General features: G+C 73.6%; 16 protein-coding genes and 1 pseudogene. 6 read left to right on the forward strand and 11 right to left on the reverse strand.

Annotated features, from left to right (window positions below; all coding sequences use genetic code 11):
- Position 1: 1 nt before the first annotated feature.
- The 4 genes from HHX33_RS06755 to HHX33_RS06770 are packed head-to-tail and all read right to left on the reverse strand — an operon-like array spanning position 2 to position 4,978.
- Positions 2-1,195, reverse strand: coding sequence for a glycosyltransferase (locus HHX33_RS06755; protein ID WP_182873836.1), 1,194 nt, complete (start codon positions 1,193-1,195; stop codon positions 2-4).
- On the reverse strand, positions 1,192-2,265 hold the full coding sequence (locus HHX33_RS06760) for a glycosyltransferase family 9 protein (RefSeq protein WP_310741247.1): 1,074 nt from the start codon (positions 2,263-2,265) through the stop codon (positions 1,192-1,194). The genes HHX33_RS06755 and HHX33_RS06760 overlap by 4 nt, the downstream gene beginning before the upstream one ends.
- The gene (locus HHX33_RS06765; RefSeq protein ID WP_182873837.1) at positions 2,262-3,341 is read right to left on the reverse strand and encodes a glycosyltransferase family 2 protein; all 1,080 of its coding nucleotides are present in this window, start codon (positions 3,339-3,341) and stop codon (positions 2,262-2,264) included. The genes HHX33_RS06760 and HHX33_RS06765 overlap by 4 nt, the downstream gene beginning before the upstream one ends.
- The gene (locus HHX33_RS06770) at positions 3,338-4,978 is read right to left on the reverse strand and encodes a carbamoyltransferase (RefSeq protein WP_117410388.1); all 1,641 of its coding nucleotides are present in this window, start codon (positions 4,976-4,978) and stop codon (positions 3,338-3,340) included. Before HHX33_RS06770 ends, HHX33_RS06765 begins: the two co-directional genes overlap by 4 nt.
- 228 nt (positions 4,979-5,206) lie before the next feature.
- On the opposite strand from HHX33_RS06770, the gene HHX33_RS06775 reads away from it, so the two are divergent.
- Together HHX33_RS06775 and HHX33_RS06780 are read left to right on the forward strand one after the other, a co-directional pair.
- Positions 5,207-5,758 carry an HAD family hydrolase gene (locus tag HHX33_RS06775; protein WP_310740379.1) on the forward strand — a complete coding sequence of 184 codons (552 nt, stop codon included), beginning with the start codon at positions 5,207-5,209 and terminating at the stop codon, positions 5,756-5,758.
- Positions 5,759-5,859: 101 nt separating this feature from the next.
- Complete coding sequence (locus HHX33_RS06780; protein WP_182873838.1) at positions 5,860-6,813, forward strand: glycosyltransferase; 954 nt, start codon at positions 5,860-5,862, stop codon at positions 6,811-6,813.
- A gap of 174 nt (positions 6,814-6,987) precedes the next feature.
- Here the strand turns inward: HHX33_RS06780 and HHX33_RS06785 are convergent, their stop codons facing one another.
- Entirely contained in the window at positions 6,988-7,236 is a 249-nt protein-coding gene (locus tag HHX33_RS06785; protein WP_182873839.1) for a hypothetical protein, read from the reverse strand.
- Between the two features lie 511 nt (positions 7,237-7,747).
- Here HHX33_RS06785 and HHX33_RS06790 point away from each other — a divergent pair.
- Together HHX33_RS06790 and HHX33_RS06795 are read left to right on the forward strand one after the other, a co-directional pair.
- A complete protein-coding gene (locus HHX33_RS06790; RefSeq protein WP_182873840.1) occupies positions 7,748-8,278 on the forward strand; it encodes a hypothetical protein in 531 nt (176 codons plus the stop codon).
- Positions 8,279-8,381: 103 nt separating this feature from the next.
- Positions 8,382-8,780, forward strand: a complete 399-nt coding sequence (locus HHX33_RS06795) for a PPOX class F420-dependent oxidoreductase (RefSeq protein ID WP_117410392.1) — start codon at positions 8,382-8,384, stop codon at positions 8,778-8,780.
- 120 nt (positions 8,781-8,900) lie between these two features.
- Here the strand turns inward: HHX33_RS06795 and HHX33_RS06800 are convergent.
- Positions 8,901-9,113 (reverse strand): annotated as a pseudogene (locus HHX33_RS06800) (response regulator transcription factor); the annotation flags it as partial.
- On the opposite strand from HHX33_RS06800, the gene HHX33_RS06805 reads away from it, so the two are divergent.
- Together HHX33_RS06805 and HHX33_RS06810 are read left to right on the forward strand one after the other, a co-directional pair.
- A complete protein-coding gene (locus HHX33_RS06805; RefSeq protein ID WP_182873841.1) occupies positions 9,095-9,706 on the forward strand; it encodes an FtsX-like permease family protein in 612 nt (203 codons plus the stop codon). The pseudogene HHX33_RS06800 and the gene HHX33_RS06805 overlap by 19 nt on opposite strands.
- Positions 9,707-9,908: 202 nt before the next feature.
- On the forward strand, positions 9,909-11,252 hold the full coding sequence (locus HHX33_RS06810) for a sensor histidine kinase (protein ID WP_182873842.1): 1,344 nt from the start codon (positions 9,909-9,911) through the stop codon (positions 11,250-11,252).
- Here the strand turns inward: HHX33_RS06810 and egtD are convergent.
- The 5 genes from egtD to HHX33_RS06835 all read right to left on the reverse strand — a co-directional run bounded on the left by egtD (position 11,242) and on the right by HHX33_RS06835 (position 16,149).
- On the reverse strand, positions 11,242-12,210 hold the full coding sequence (gene egtD, locus HHX33_RS06815; RefSeq protein ID WP_396784343.1) for an L-histidine N(alpha)-methyltransferase: 969 nt from the start codon (positions 12,208-12,210) through the stop codon (positions 11,242-11,244). The two genes, HHX33_RS06810 and egtD, sit on opposite strands and share 11 nt — an antisense overlap.
- A 16-nt stretch (positions 12,211-12,226) precedes the next feature.
- Positions 12,227-12,946 (reverse strand): ergothioneine biosynthesis protein EgtC, encoded by a 720-nt coding sequence (egtC, locus tag HHX33_RS06820; RefSeq protein ID WP_182873844.1) that lies wholly within the window; start codon positions 12,944-12,946, stop codon positions 12,227-12,229.
- A gap of 3 nt (positions 12,947-12,949) precedes the next feature.
- Complete coding sequence (gene egtB / locus HHX33_RS06825) at positions 12,950-14,224, reverse strand: ergothioneine biosynthesis protein EgtB (protein ID WP_182873951.1); 1,275 nt, start codon at positions 14,222-14,224, stop codon at positions 12,950-12,952.
- Between the two features lie 17 nt (positions 14,225-14,241).
- A complete protein-coding gene (gene egtA / locus HHX33_RS06830) occupies positions 14,242-15,378 on the reverse strand; it encodes an ergothioneine biosynthesis glutamate--cysteine ligase EgtA (RefSeq protein ID WP_182873845.1) in 1,137 nt (378 codons plus the stop codon).
- 114 nt (positions 15,379-15,492) lie between these two features.
- Entirely contained in the window at positions 15,493-16,149 is a 657-nt protein-coding gene (locus HHX33_RS06835) for a hypothetical protein (RefSeq protein WP_138462104.1), read from the reverse strand.
- Positions 16,150-16,183 lie beyond the last annotated feature (34 nt).

The following is a 16,183-nucleotide window of genomic DNA, read 5'->3' on the forward strand; positions in this document are numbered from 1 at the left end:
CTCAGCCTCCCGCGGCGGCGAGGGCGCCGAGACGCCCGCCGGCCAGGTTTCGGTACACGGACTCGGTCTGCTCGGCGATCCTCCGCCAGCCGTAGCGGGCGCGTGCCCGCCGGGCCCCAGCGGCCGACAGCGCCGACCGCAGCTCGGGCCGGGCGAGCAGGTCGCCGAGCGCGCGGGACAGCGCGCGGGGCCGCCGGGGCGGCACGAGCACGCCGCACCCCGCGACGGTGTCGAGGTGGCCGCCGACCGCCGAGGCGATCACCGGCACCCCACAGGCCAGGGCCTCCAGGGGCACCATGCCGAACGGCTCGTACCACGGGACGGTCACCAGCACGTCGGCGGAGCGCATGAGGGCGGGCACCTCGGCCCGGCCCACGCTGCCGATCAGCCGGACCCGGTCGCCGAGGCCGAGGCCGTCCGCCAGCGTGCGCAGCCGCGTGCCCTCCTCGTCGCCCGGGTCGCCGCCCGCGATGACGAGCTCGGCGCCGGGCAGGTGCCGCAGGGCGCGGACGACGGTGTCCACCCCCTTGCGCGGCACCATGCGCCCGATGCTCAGCACCCGGGGCCGGTCGCCGCGCGGGGCGGCCGGGCCGCCGGGGTGGAACAGGCCGAGGTCGACGCCGCACGGCACGACCGCGATCTGGTCGCGCGGCACGCCCAGCGCGACGAGTTCCCGCACCTCGTCGGAGCAGGTGGCGACCACAGCGACGGCCCGGCGGCCGATCTCGCGCTCGGCGGAGATCCGGGTCGCCGGGCTCGTGTCGGCCTCGCCCTGCCAGCGCCGCTTCACCGTGCCGAGCGCGTGGTAGGTCTGCACGACCGGGACGCCGAGCGGCTCGGCCGCCGTCAGGGAGGCCAGGCCGCTCATCCAGAAGTGGGCGTGCGCCACGTCGGGCCGCTCGGCCTTCCACCGGCGGGCGAGGTGCGCCCCGAACTCCGGCATGTGCGGCAGCAGCTCGTCCTTGGGCAGCGGCTCGGGCGGCCCGGCCGGCACGTGCTCGACGGCGACGCCGGGCGCCATGGGCACGGTGTCCGGCTGCTCCGGGGAGGTGCGCCGCGTGTGCACGACGACCTCGTTGCCCCGCTCCGCCAGGGCCAGGGCCAGCGCCGCCACGTGCACGTTCTGCCCGCCGGCGTCCACGCCGCCGAGGGTCGCGAGCGGGCTCGCGTGCTCCGACACCAGGGCGATCCTCATGGCACCCCCTCCGTGACCGCCTCGCCGAGCTCCGTGACCACCCCGCCGAGCGACTCCTTCGCCGCGGCCAGGCCGCGGACGGCGTCCACGACCTGCGCGCCGCTGACGGCGGACAGGCACGGATGGCCGGGGACGGGGCAGAGCCTCGCCCTGCTCCCCCTGCAGGGGGCGTCCTGGTCGCCGAGGAGCACCGAGGGCACGCCGTACGGCGCCCAGCGGGCGGCGGGCACGACCGGCGCGAACAGGCTGACCACCGGCGTGCCGACCGCCGCCGCGAGATGGGCGGGGCCGGTGTTGGCCGCCACGACCACGGACGCCCCGGCCAGCACGGCGGCCAGTTCGGCGAACGTGGTCGCCCCGCCGAGGTCCGCCGCGGGACCGGAGACGATCGCGGTCAGGGCCCGCTCCCCCGGGCTGCCGGTGACGACGACCCGCTCGCCCGCGGCCAGCAGCGCCTCGACCGCCTCCGCCCAGCGCTCCACGGGCCACGCCCTGGCCTGCGCGGTCGTGCCGGGATGCACCACTACGTAGCCCGGCGGGCCGGTGAGGTGCGCGACGTCCGGCAGCGGCCCGCGTACGGCGAGCCGCCCGTCGTCGCCCGGCGGCAGGACGAAGCCGGCCGCGCGGGCGAGGCCGAGCATCCGCTCCGGCTCGGGCACGTCCACGCTCTCGTCCACGATGTGACGCACGTCGAGCAGGGAGCCGGGGTAGTCCTCGCTGATCGCGGCGATGCGCGGCACCCCGGCGAGCCGCAGCAGCAGGGCCGTCGGCAGCGCCGACTGGTGGAAGGACGTGAAGATCACGGCCAGGTCGGGGCCGACGGCGCGCACCTGATCGACCAGGCGGGCCGCGTGCTCGGAGGTCACCGGCATCCGGTCGGGGTCGATCCAGGGGGCGCGCCACTCCAGCACGCGGCCGACGCCGGGCAGCAGTTCGGCCGCCGCCCTGCCGTACGGACCGGCGAGCATGACGACCTCCCGCGCCCCGGCGGCGACGGCGCGCACGGCGGGCCCCGCGAGCAGCACGTCTCCCGCGTTGTCGGGCCGCACCACCAGTGCGGTCCCGATCACGGACGCCTCCCCGTCCGCACCGCCAGCTCGCCCCTGAGCCGGTGGGCGCACGCGACCGGCGGGATCACCACGCTGGTCACGGCCATGCGCCAGATCTCCCCGGGCGTACGCGGCCCGGGAGCGATCCGCGCCCAGGCGAACTCTCCGGTGAGGCCGAGCCAGGCGAGCCCGGCGGCGCCCGCGGCGAGACGCGTCCGGCGGCCGGTCCGCACGCCGGCGGCGGCCAGCGTGAGCGCGAGCAGGCCCGCGCCGGTGGTGAGGGCGTGCCGCCTGAGCCTGCCCGGCCCGCCGATGAACAGACGCCAGTCGCGGCCGTACGCCTGGCGCATGATCGCGTCGGAGGCGTTGCCGCGCTGGAAGCGCACGCTGGACCAGAAGCCGTCGCCGCGCACCGGATGCCAGGTCAGGCGCTCCCCCTTCACCAGGCAGAACCCGGCCCGCTCCACGCGTATCGCGAGGTCGGCGTCCTCCCGGTACGCGCCGGGGAAGCGTTCGTCGAACCCGCCGGTCGCCTCCAGGGCGGTCCTGCGGTAGGCCATGTCGGCGGTGATCCAGTCGGCGCCGGCCAGGCCGGCCGTGTTGCGCTCGGCGTCGGTCGGGCGGCGGCCCTCGGCGGAGCCGGGCAGCGGCACCTCCAGCCGTCCCTGGCTGCCGCCCACGTGCGCGGGCAGGCGGGCGAGGTCGGCCGCCAGCGCCCGCGCCCAGCCGGGCCCCGGCACCACGTCGTCGTCCAGGAACGCCACCCACGGGGTCGTCGCCGCCCGCCAGCCCACGTTGCGGGCGGCGGCCGGGCCGCGCCCGCCCGACCGGAGCACTCGTACGCCGGCGGGGACCGGCAGGGCCTCGGCGTCCTCCCCCGGACGGTCGTCCACCACGATCACCTCGGGGCCGTCCCCCTCCTGGGGGCCGGCGGCTTCCCGGGGGCCGATGGCGGCGAGCGTGGCGGCCAGGCTCGGCCGCCCGATCGTCGGGATGACGACGGTGACCGCCGGCCCCTGGGGGGTGGCGTCCGCGGGCGCGTTCCTCCGCTTCCGGCCGGTCTGCTGCGTCGTCTGCCGGGTCGTCTCCGATGTCATCCCGCGAACACCGCCCCCCTGCGCACGACGTACGGGCCGAGAACGAGCACGTCCACGGGCGCCGAGCCGAAGCACTCCAGCGCGTCGCGCGGGTCGTCCACCATCGGACGGCCCGCCGTGTTGAGGCTCGTGTTGACCACCACGGGAACCCCGGTGCGGGCCTCGAACTCCTCGAGTAACCGGGCGAGCAGCGGGTCGCGCCCGCGCTCGATCGTCTGGATGCGGGCCGTGCCGTCGACGTGGACGACGGCGGGGACGCGGTCGCGCCACTCGGGCTTCACGTCGTGGACGAACAGCATGTACGGGCTCGACATCGGGCCCCTGCCGAAGATCGTGGAGGCGCGTTCCGCGAGGACCATCGGGGCGATGGGGCGGAACTGCTCGCGGCCCTTCACGTCGTTGAGCCGCTCGGTGTTGCGGGGATTGCCGGGGTTGGCGAGCAGGGAGCGGCGGCCGAGGGCGCGGGGGCCGTACTCGGCGCGGCCCTGGAACCAGGCCACCACGCGGTCGGCGGCCAGTTCGGCGGCGACGGCCGCGGCGAGGTCGGCGGGCCGCTCGTACGGCACCTTCGCCACGTCGAGCCAGGCGCCGAGCTCCTCGTCGGTCCAGCCGCGGCCGAGGTCGGCGCCGGGCATCGGGGCGACCCGGTCGCCGGAGGCCTGCGCGAGGTGCAGCGCCCCGCCGAGCGCGGTGCCGGAGTCGCCCGCCGCGGGCTGCACCCAGACGTCCTCGAACGGGCCCTCGGCGAACAGCCGGGTGTTGGCCACGCAGTTCAGCGCCACTCCCCCGGCCATCGTCAGATAACGGGCGCCGGTCCGCTCGTGCAGCCACTTGGCGAGGTCGAGCAGCACCTCCTCCAGCCGCGTCTGCACGCTCGCCGCGAGGTCGGCGTGGTCGGAGGTCCACTTCTCGCCCTTGCCGAGGGCCTTGGCGTAGACGCTCCAGTCGATCGGCTCGACCCGGAAACCGCCGTCGCCCGTGGGGTGGACGAGCTCGCGCATCTCCCGCAGGAACCGCGGCTCGCCGTAGGAGGCGAGGGCCATCACCTTGTACTCGTCGCTCGACCGCAGGAAGCCGAGGTGCGCGGTGAGGTCCTCGTACATCAGTCCGAGGGAGTGCGGCAGGGCCTGGCTCGCCAGGACGGTGAGCTCGCCGTCCCGGTAGTGCCCGGCGAGGTGCGACACGGCCTCGCCCCGGCCGTCGCAGACCAGCACCGCCGACTCGCGGTACGGCGCGGCCAGCCCGGCCGACGCGGCGTGCGCGATGTGGTGGGGAACGAAGCGCACCTGGGCGGAGTCCAGCCCCGGCAGGGCGGTCGCCAGGAAGTTGGGGGCCCGGCGCGCGTAGGTGGTGCGCATCTCCTCCCAGCGCGCGTCCTGTCCCTCCCCTCCGGGCAGCACCAGCTCCGGGTCGTAGGAGTAGGCGACGCCGTCGAGGTCCTCGGGTCGCAGGCCGGCCTGTTCCAGGCACCACGCCGCGGCCTGCTCGGGCAGTTCCCAGGCGGAGAACGGCACCGGCCGCTTGCCGTGCTTGCGCCGGCTGAAGCGCTCCTCCTCCGCAGCGGCGACCACCTCGCCATCGATCACCAACGCGGCGGCTGGATCATGAAAGATCGCATTTATCCCCAAGAACCGCATCGGTTTCCCTCCGTTGCGCAGTGCCGGTCTGGTTACCGAGAGAAGTGGCGCTAAACACTGCTTTGTAGAGAAGTCGACGTGAGTGGGGGATGTGCTCAATAACCGCTACTCTGCGTAGCCAAATGCCCTGACCTGGAGGTGGTCAGCACGTGGCCAGGGCGTGGTAACAGCGCGTTTGCTCCGATTTCCTCCGGGTAGCCCGGCGGGCGATTCCGCAGGAGGCCGCCCGTGACCCAGCCCGCTCACCAGCCCGCCGCGGTGCTCTTCGACCGTGACGGCACCCTCGTCCACGATGTTCCCTACAACAGCGATCCCGGCCGCGTTGCGCCGGTGGAGGGGGCGCGGGAGGCGCTGGACCGGCTCCGCGCGGCCGGTGTCCCGATCGGTGTGGTCACCAACCAGTCGGGGGTGGCCAAGGGGCTGATCGCGCCGGAGGCCCTGCGTGCCGTGAACGACCGGGTGGAGGCCCTGCTGGGCCCGTTCGACGTGTGGGAGATCTGCGAGCACGACGACGGCGACCGCTGCGCCTGCCGCAAGCCCGCGCCCGGCCTCGTGCTGAGCGCCGCCCGCCGGCTCGGCGTCTCACCCGTCGACTGCGTCGTGATCGGCGACATCGGCCGGGACGTGGAGGCGGCCCGCGCGGCGGGCGCGCGGGGCGTCCTCGTGCCGACCCCGGTGACGCTGCCGGAGGAGGTGGCCGCGGCCCTCGAGGTGGCGCCCGACCTCGCCGCGGCGGTCGATCTGGTGCTGCCGAGGATTCCGCTCACGGCTGAGCCTTAACCGGGTACGGGCGGGGCAGAGGGGTGACGCGCCCGGCGGGGAGGCGCGACAGGAGGCACGGTGTTCCAGAGTCTGCAGAAGGACGGACGGGGAGCGACACGATGAAGATCATGGTCTGGCACGTCCACGGTTCGTGGACCACCTCCTTCGTGCACGGGGGGCACGAATACCTGGTGCCGCTCACGCCCGACCGCGGCCCGGACGGGCGGGGCCGGGCGGAGACCTATCCCTGGCCCGGCACCGTGCGGGAGGTGCCCCACGACCGGCTGGCCGCCGAGGACGTCGACCTGATCGTCTACCAGCGTCCGCACGAGATCGAGCTCGCCCGTGAGTGGCTGGGCCGCGACGTGCCGGGCGTCTACGTCGAGCACAACACCCCCGCGGGAGACGTGCCGAAGACCCGCCACCCGCTGGCGGACCGGGACGACATCCCCCTCGTCCACGTCACCCACTTCAACGACCTCTTCTGGGACTCCGGCCGCGCGCCGACCCACGTGATCGAGCACGGCGTGGTGGACCCCGGCCACCTCTACAGCGGTGAGCTGCCCCGCGCGGGGGTGGTCGTCAACGAGCCGATCAGGCGCTGGCGGGTGGCGGGCACCGACCTGCTGCCCACCTTCGCCACGGGCGCCCCGATCGACGTGTTCGGCATGCAGGTGAGGAACCTGCCCGCCAAGCTCGGCCTCGACGGGGCGATGGAGGCCTTCGAGGACCTGCCGCAGAGCGCCATGCACGCCGAGCTGGCCAGGCGCCGGGTCTACCTGCACCCCTACCGCTGGACCTCGCTCGGCCTGTCGCTGATCGAGGCCATGATGATCGGCATGCCGGTCGTCGCCCTCGCCACCACCGAGGCCGTCGAGGCGGTGCCGCCCGAGGCGGGGGTCGTCTCGACCAAGATCCCCACGCTGCTGCGGGCCCTCGACCGGTTCGCCAACGAGCCGGAGCTCGCCGCCCAGGCCGGCAAGGCCGCCCGCTCGGCCGCGCTCGCCCGCTACAACCTCGACCGCTTCCTCGCCGACTGGGACCGCCTGCTCACCTCCATCGTCCCGGCGTAAGCGGTTCGCCGGTCGCGTTGGCGCTCTCGCCCGCAGGTCACAGGCGGCCGGGGCCCGGGTTGACGACGGACCGGAAGTGTATGGATACTGAGTGTGTCGCACGCTCTGGGGTGCGGAAGTGGCGCCGGGAACCCCCCGATGGAATCAGGAGCCCGGCGCTCGCGCTGTCCGGGATCAGATTCCTTCCGCCTCCAGAAACGCGAGTCGCTCCTCGAAGAGCGTCAACCAGCGATCTTCGCCGTCCAGCCACCCGGCGACGATTCCTGCTACCACGTCTGCTGTCCACAACGCCGCATCAGAACTTGCTCGCGCCCAGACGACAGCCATCTCAGCGGCGACCTGCCCAGATGTACGGAGGTTCGTCAGAATCGCCCTATCCCCTGCGTCCTGCTCCCGACGGGACTCGAAGACGACCGTCCCCACCTCACGGGCGGACAGTTCAGGCAGCAACCGAAGGAGACAGCGGCGCCTGGCGCGCTCGGAACGGCCCGGGGGACTGTAGAAGGCGATGGCAACCAGGGAAAGGCAATCCAAGGAAGCCACAGTGTTGGCAATCAGCGCCCTGCGGCCCGCACGCTCCGTCCGCCAATGAACAGTAGGCGCCTTGCCGTACCGCAGTGCATCCATCAGCTTCCTGGCCTGATCAAGCTTCTCGTGGGAGAGCTGCTATCGCCCTATCTTCCGGAAGGCTTCTGGCAGGCGGGGGCTCCGAGGGAGACAGCGGTGGTCGCACAATGCGCACAGCAGGCCGCCCGGACCCCGCCGGCACCTGGCACGCCCCTGAGCTGTTCCTCTCACCTGGCCTTGAGCTACTGAGCCGATACCTAGGGCCGTGCGAGCGGCGGACACGGCGGCCGGGGCAGGGCTTGATTGTTTACCGAGAACGGGGCACCGCGAGGGCGGGTGATCCGGCCGGGGTGGGAAAAGGCTCCTCATGATGCGCAACCTGGTGAACGGCGCCGTCGGCGGCGCGCTCGCGACGGCGGTGTACAGCGCGATGCTGATGGCGGCGGACAGGGCCGGTCTGCTGGAGGAGCCGCCGCCGCGGCGATTCGCCCGGATGACTCTGCCGGGCCGCGGGAGCCGTCCCCGACCGGGCGAGAGCGTGCTCTCGACCATCGCGCACTATGCCTTCGGGTCGAGCTGCGGCACCGTGCTGGGCCTGCTGTCGGCCGGTCAGCGGGTGCCCGTCCCGATCGGCACGGCGTACGGGCTGCTGGTGTGGCACTTCGGCTGCCGGGGCCTCGCGCCGAGCATCGGCGCGTACGCGCCCCTGCCGAAGGACCGCCCGGGCCGCCAGGCCACGCTGCTGGCGGGACACCTGCTGTGGGGCACCGCGCTCGTGCTCGCGCTCAACCGGCTGCGGACCGAGAGGGCGCCGCTGACCACCGAGCTCGCGCCCCGGCTGCGGGAGGAGGTCCGGCGCCCCGTCATTCCCGTCCCCGAGCCCGTCTCCGTACGTTGATCCGGAGGCGAGGATCATGTTCCCCGTCCTCGGGAAGAGAATGTGGTCGTGCGCTGTCGTGTTGCCGATATGGGCCAGCGCCGACCGACCGAGGAGAAGTCGAATGAGCAAGCTCGACGAGAACGCCGTGGCTTTACTGAAGGAGCCGGTCCACGCCTGGGTGACGACCGTCAGGCCGGACGGATCGCTGCACAACACCGTGGTGTGGGTCGACATCGACGGAGAGGAAGTCGTCTTCAACACCGCCGTGGGACGAGCGAAGGAGCGGCACCTGCGCGACAACCCCCGGGTGTCGGTCAGCGTGCTCGACCCGGGCAACGCCTTCCGCTTCGTCAGCGTCTCCGGCACCGCCACGCTGGAGCTCGAAGGGGCGGACGCGGTCATCGACGGCTTGGCGAAGAAGTACCTCGGGGTGGACGCCTACCCCTACCGCCAGCCGGGAGAGCAGCGCGTCACCGTACGCGTCGTTCCCGAGAAGGTCATCTCCAGCGCGGGACGCTGACGGGGCGTTCGCCGGGCGAGCACGCACAGAGCCGCCCGGCACGCCTTCCCGCCCCCACCGGCGCCGGGACCGGCGCTCGGTCATCCGCACGCGACCGGCGCGACGCGACCTCAGGCCCGCTCAGACTCCGGCGCGCAGGTAGGCGAGCACGGCGAGCACCCGGCGGTGGTCGTCCGCGTCCGGAGGCAGGTCGAGCTTGGCGAGGATGCTCGCGATGTGCTTGGCGACGGCCGCCTCGGTGACGAACAGCGCGCGGGCGATCGCGGCGTTGGACCTGCCCTCCGCGACCAGGGCGAGCACCTCGCGCTCGCGCGGTGAGAGCCGGGGCACCGGCCCTGGCGGCGGCGAGCGCCTCCGCGCGGGAGGACTCCCTGGTGAACGCCGTCCTGGTCGCCGCGATGGCGCTCATCGTCGGGCTCACCCTGCTCGCGCCGGTCACCCTCCCGCCACTCGTCCGCGTCTTCGCGTGGCCGATCTCCCGGGCGGCCGTGGGCATGCTGGCCGGGCGGAGCGCGTCGGCGGCCGTACGGCGCACCGCCGCCACGGCGGCCCCGGTGCTGCTGACGGTGGGCTTCACCGTGCTCGTCACCGGCATGGTGCGGACGACCGCCGCGGCGTACGCCATGGGGAACCCGGCCGCCGACCAGGCGGAGGAGGACCGGCTCGTCTGGCTGTTCACGCTCCTGCTGGTGGGGGTCTCGGCCGGCTACTCCGGCCTGGCGATCGTCAACACGCAGGTGATGGCGGCGTCGGCGCGCGTGCGCGAGTTCGCCGTCCTGCGCCTGTCCGGAGCGACGCGGCGGCAGGCGGTCGCGGCGGTGGTGACCGCCTGTCTCGTCCTCGCCGCGGGCGCCGCCACTATTTTCACATGCGGCGCGATTTCACCTCGGCGACCGCTGTTCCCACGGTCCGGGAAAGCGGCCTGAGGCGAGCGTAAAGGGACAGCCAAGCATCGGCCCTGAGCTGGTAAGACTTGTGATCCTCTTTGTCCTGAGGGTTTCGATCTCGAATACATCTCATATCTTTTTATGCGGGCATTGCATTACACCGATTCGGGGAGGGGTCATGGCTGGCAGGCGCATTCCTTTCCTTTTACGCCCGCGTTCGATCCAGGCGCGCATCGCCACGATGAGCGCGGTCCTCTCCCTCGTGGTCCTCACCGTGATCGGAGTGGGCCTGGACCTCGCGGTCCGGAACCGCATCCACTCGCACCTGTTCATCGACGCCCAGCGGGTGGCCACCGAATGGATCGCCTCGATGGGCCCCGACGGCGTCCCGGAGCCGCCCGCCGCGCCCGAGAACCTGGTGCAGCTCGTCGACTCGCGGAACCGAGTGATCACCGCCAGCCGGGGGGCGACCGGCAGGCCGCCGCTGACCTCTCCCATGCCCGGCGACCAGGACCGCCTGCAGTACCGGATCGAGTGCCGGGACGGGGAGCGGTGCGTCGTGGTCACCGCCGTACGGGTGCTGCCCGTGCAGACCCGGCTCTTCTGGAACGGCGAGCCGCACGCCGTCTACTCCGGGAGGGCCGAGCCGGCTCTCCTGGCGACGCGGCGGCTGGAACTGTTCATCGCGATCGGGGTGTTGCTCATGACGGCAGGCTGGACGTGGGCGAGCTGGCGCGCGGCGGGGCGCACTCTGCGTCCCGTCCGGGAGATCCGCGAGAAGGTCGAAGAGATCACCGTGTGCGACCTCAGCCTGCGGGTGCCGCAGCCGCGCGGCCGCGACGAGATCGCCGAGCTGGCCCGGGCCTCCAACAACCTGCTCGAACACCTCGACTCCTCGATGCGCCAGCAGCGGCACTTCGCCTCGATGGTCTCCCACGAGCTGCGGACCCCCCTCGCCGGGCTGCGGACGCAGCTGGAGGAGGCCCTGCTCTACCGCGACGACACCGATCCGTACGAGACCCTGCGCACGGCGGTGCGCACCACCGAGCGCTGCCAGGCGATCATCAACGAGATGCTCGCGGTGGCCCGTGTCCGCACGGCCGCGGCGGCCGAGCCCGAGCCGGTCGACCTCGGGACGCTCGCGCGGGAGGAGGCCGCCGCCCGTACGGACGGGGTGCCGGTGCGCGCCGAGATCAGGGACGACGTGACCGTCCTCGGCAACCGGGTCCAGCTGTGCGGCGTGCTGACCAACCTGCTGGTCAACGCCCAGCGGCACGCGCACAGCGAGGTGGAGGTCAGCGTCGAGCGGGCCGGGGACGAGGCGGTCGTCACCGTGCTCGACGACGGCGACGGCATCGCGCCGGAGGACCGCGAGCGGGTCTTCGAGCCGTTCGTCCGGCTGAAGGACGGGCGCCGCCGCGACCCCAAGGGCACCGGGCTGGGCCTCGCCCTCTGCCGCATCACGGCGGACGCGCACCACGGCACGCTCCGCGTCGAGGACTCCCCGCGCGGCGCCCGCTTCGTCCTGCGCCTGCCGCTGTCCGCGGCAGTCCCGGCCGCCGCGGGTCGCCGGCTCAGCTGTTGACGATCGGCACGGCGGCGAGGGTCAGCGCGAAGTCGCCTCCGCTGTCGGTGTACCAGCGGGCGACCGCGAACCCGGCCCGGGACAGCTCGCGGAGCAGGCCCTCCCTGCGGAACTTGGCGCTGATCTCCGTACGCAGCTCCTCCCCCTCGGCGAAGGCGGCCGTCAGGCCGAGCGCCCTGATCGGGACCTCCATCGGCCGGGTCGCCCGCAGCCGCATCTCGATCCACTCGTTGTCCTCGTCGTACAGCGCGACGTGCTCGAACGCCTCCGGCTCGAAGGCGGCGTCCAGCTCGCGGTTGACCACCCGGAGCACGTTGCGGTTGAAGGCGGCCGTGACGCCCCGCGGGTCGTCGTACGCCGCGACCAGCCGGGCGTGGTCCTTCACCAGGTCGGCGCCGAGGAGCAGGGTGTCCCCCGGCCGCATGGTGGCGCGCAGTTCCTTGAGGAACACCTCCCGGGCGGCGGGCGTGAGGTTGCCGATCGTGCCGCCGAGGAACGCGACCAGCCGCCTGCCCGTCCTCGGCAGCAGCGCCAGGTGCCGCTCGAAGTCGGCGCGCACCGGCCGCACGTCCAGGCCGCGATAGCGTACGGCGAGCCGCTCGGCCGCGGCCTCCAGCGTGACGGCGTCCACGTCGACCGGGACGTAGGTCCGGAGCGTCCCGGCGGCGGCCAGCGCGTCGAGCAGGAGCACGGTCTTCTCGCTGGTGCCCGAGCCCAGTTCGACGAGCGTGTCGGCGCGGCTGAGGGCCGCGACGTCGACGGCCCGGCGGCGCAGGATCTCCAGCTCGCACCGGGTGGGGTAGTACTCGGCCAGCCGGGTGATCCGGGCGAACAGCTCGCCTCCGGCCGCGTCGTAGAACCACTTGGGCGGCAGCCACTTGGGTGTGGAGGTGAGCCCGGCGCGCACGTCGCCCTCCAGAGTCTGGCGCAGGTAGTCGCCGCCGAGATGATCGATCATGCTCATGGGCCACCTCTCAGTCGATGGGTGTCACCGCCACGCCGTCGGGGGAGGCGAGCAGCAGACTGCGGTCGGGCACCGGCCGCCATCCGGGCCGGTCGTCCAGCGGCTCGCTGGACACGAGCACTCCCTCCTCCAGGTGGGTGAACAGGGTGTCGCCCCAGGCGACGGCCGCCACCTCCGCGCCGCCCGTCACGAGCAGGTTGAGCCGCGCGTGCCGGTCGCCCTCCGCGGCCCCGCGCACGACGAGGGGCAGCGCGTCGGCGAGCGGCACACCGCCGCGAAGACGGGCGAACACCGCCGCGGCGAGCCACGCCGAGTCGCACGCGCTCTCCGGGTCGGCCTCCACGCCGGTCACCAGGGGCCGGACCGCCTCGCGCCGGACCCTGCCGTTGTGGCTGAGCAGCCAGCGCCCGTCGGCGAACGGCGCCGTCGCCGTCTCCTCGACCGGCATGCCGGTCGTGGCCGACCGCACCGCCGCGAGCAGGCACGACGAGCGTGCCGCCGCGGCGAGGCCGGGCATGTTGGCGTCCGCCCACATCGGCACCGCCCGGCGGTAGCGGACCGGCTCCGGCAGGGCCGCGTCGTACCACCCGAACCCGAACCCGTCGGCGTTCACGGTGCCGTACCTCTGCAGGCGCGGCGCGTACGACTGGCGAAGCAGGCCGTGCTCGGGGTCGCTGACGAGCGAGGCCAGAGACCTCGCCGGCCCCAGCCACGCCGCGTGGCGGCACATCGCCTAGTCCTCCGAGCGGGCGCAGCGGAACCCGGCGAAGATCTGCCTGCGGATCGGGAGGTCCCAGTTGCGGAAGGTCGTCCGCACCGCGGAGGGATGGGTGGCCCACGACCCGCCGCGCAGCACCCGGTAGGTCTCCCCGAAGAACACCTCGCTGTACTCCTTGTACGGGAAGCTCCGGAAGCCCGGGTAGGGCTGGAACCACGAGTCCGTCCACTCCCAGACGTCGCCGACGAGTTGCTCGACGCCGTAGGGGCTCGCTCCCGCCGGGTACGCCCCGGCCGGCGCGGGCCGGGCTGCCCGATGTCCCAGGTTGGCCCGGTCGCCGAGGTCGCCGGGCCCGGCGTCACCCCAGGGATACTCGCGGCCACCGCACGCCTTCTCCCACTCGGCCTCGGTCGGCAGCCGCTTGCCCGCCCACCGGGCGTACGCGTCGGCCTCGTACCACGAGACGTGCTGGACCGGCTCGTCCGGCGGCACCGGCTCCTCCCGGCCGAAGCGGAGCCGCCACCAGGTGTCGCCGTCCCTCGTCCAGAACAGCGGGGCGTCCACACCGCTCCGCTCGACCCACTCCCAGCCCTGCGGCAGCCACCAGCGCGGGTCTCGGTAGCCGCCGTCCTCGACGAACCGCAGGTACGCCCCGCAGGTGACGGGGTGACGGTCGATCCAGTAGCCCGGCAGGTGCCGCCGGTGCGCCGGGCGTTCGTTGTCGTACGCCCAGGCCACCGTGTCCGTGCCCATGGTGAAGATCCCGGCGGGGATGTGGACCTCGGGATCGGCGGCCGGAGCGCCGGGCGGCAGCTCGCCGTCCCGCACCAGCCCCGGCCGCCGGGACAGCTGCAGCGTGGCCAGCATGGTCTCGTCGTGCTGGTGCTCGTGCTGCAGGACCAGCCCGAAGACGAAACCGCCGGCCCGCAGCGGGTCGGGGTCGGCCGGGTCCAGCCGGTCGAGGACGTCGAGCACCCGGCCGCGTACGCCTGAGATATACCTCCTGGCCTCGGCCGGGGCGAGCAGCGGCAGCGTGGGCCGGTCCGCGCGCGGATACCTGAACGCGTCGTAGAGGTGGTCGATCTCCGGGCGCAGCGGCTCGATGCCGCCCACCTCCCGCAGCACCCACAGCTCCTCGTAGTTGCCGACGTGGGCGAGGTCCCAGACCAGCGGCGACATGAGAGGCGAGTGCTGGCGCGTCAATACGTCGTCGTCGGCGTCGGTGTAGACGAGGGACCTCTCCCGTACGGCGGCGAGTTCGGCCGCGATCCTGTCCTTCAGTCCGGGCATGCCGATGTCGAGTTCGGTCACGCGAACATCTCCTCCATCCGGTCGGTGGCCGGTGGGCGGCCGGATTCGATGTGCCGGGAGGCGAAGGCGCGGACCCGGCCGACCAGCCGGGGCCCGGCTCCGAGCCGGGGCAGGGCCTCGGCGGCGGCGCGGAAGCAGACGGAGGCGCAGCGGCGCAGGGCGGAGTCGGTGAGCCCGAGGCGGGCGGCGTCCGTCCACCTGCCGGCGAGCGGCCGGGCGGCCTCCATGGCGGTCGCCGCCGCCTGGTCGTCGGTGACGAGCGCGTGGACGACGGCCGCGCACACGGGCCATCCGGCGGGACCCTGCGCGTCGAGGTAGCGCACCTCCAGCCAGCCCCGGGGCCGCACCGGCGGGAAGAGCGTGGTCGCGTGGTAGACGAGGTCGGCCTCGCCGGCGGGCCGCCCGGCCACCCGGGCGAAGTCGCGGAACGCCGAGCCGTCGAGGACGGGCCGGCAGTCGTCGCCCTCCCGGACCATCATCAGACGCGCGTCGAGGAGGTAGCGCGCCCAGTCGTCCGCCGGGTCGCCTCCCCCGTCCAGGCGTTGTGCGACGGGAGCGGTCCTGGTCGGATCGAGACGGCTCCACACGGCCTGACGCCCGGAGACCCACCCCCCGGCGGGTGAGTTGGCGAAGGCGGCCACGAGCACCGGGCCGAGCGCGTGGGCGCGTTCCCAGCGGCTCCGCGGATCGTCGCCGAAGTCCAGGTTGACCTGGATCGAGGCCGTCGAGCACATCATCGTCCGGCCGTACGGACGGCCCAGGAAGGCGTCCATCGCCTCGTACCTCGGCTCGGTCAGCTGCCTGGCCGGCGGGCGGAGCACGTCGAGGCCGCGGTTGCCCAGCCGCAGCCCGGCCCGGGTGAGGGCGAGCCGTACGGCCTCGACGTCGGCGGTGAGCTTGGCGATCGCGGCGGGCAGGGCGTCCGGCGGGGCCGACAGTTCGAGCTGACCGCCGGGCTCGAAGGTCACCTTGCTGCCGCCCGGGAGCGGCGGGAGCGCGTCCGCGATCCTGGCGACGGGGACCGGCCTCGCCGGGTCCACCGCGTCGAACACCAGGAACTCCAGCTCGACGCCCAAACGGTTCGACGCGGCTCCGCGGAAGCAGCTCCGAGCGTACTCCTGCACGTCGGCCATCCGCCCCCCTCGCCTCACGCGACCCGTCTCACACGACTCGGTGGTGCCGAGTCAACTTTCCCCGCAAACGCCTCTTTCAACCTGAGACCCGGCGAAACAGGGTGACAACAGGGGTCACGCGGAGGTCGCGGCCCACTCCTCGTCCCGCATCCGGATCATCGAGACGCCCACGACACCGAAGACCACGAGCAGGATGACCGGGCCGCCGAGCCCCAGGACGAGGTTCCAGGCGCTCGCGCCGAACAGCCAGACGATGATCCCGGCCAGCACACCGGCCGGGAACCACCACCCCGCCCGGCCTGCCCGGGCGTACGCGACGGCCACGAGGACGAGCCCGAGGAAGCTTCCGATCATGCCGGGCATCTGCCAGGCGGCGATCATCGCGGGCTGCGCCGCGTCCTGCATGAGCTTCTCCGCCTGGTCCGCCGGGAGCATCTGGTAGGCCACGATGTCGAAGAAGTCGGAGATCATGAGCGCCGAGAAGTTGATCAGGCCGAGGACCGCGATCACCCCGGCGATGTGGGCGAGCACCACGCCCTTCCTGCGTACGAGGTGGACGAGGCCGATCACACCGGGGACCCACAGGATCCACGCGTAGTGGAGGAGGGTCGCGCTGACGCCCACGGCGCCCGGGTTGTGCGCGTACACCAGGGGGTCCTCGACCCCCGGCTCCGAAGGGTCGGCGGCCATGCCGAGGAGCAGGCAGAGCGGAGCGAGGACGAGGCTGGCGCCCGCCGCGACGCGGCGGAAGGAGTTCGCGTTGGTAAGCATGCGGAGGACCGTACGGATCGGTCCCGGGACCCGT

Source organism: Microbispora sp. H10670, from assembly GCF_014161385.1.
Taxonomy (GTDB): domain Bacteria; phylum Actinomycetota; class Actinomycetes; order Streptosporangiales; family Streptosporangiaceae; genus Microbispora; species Microbispora triticiradicis.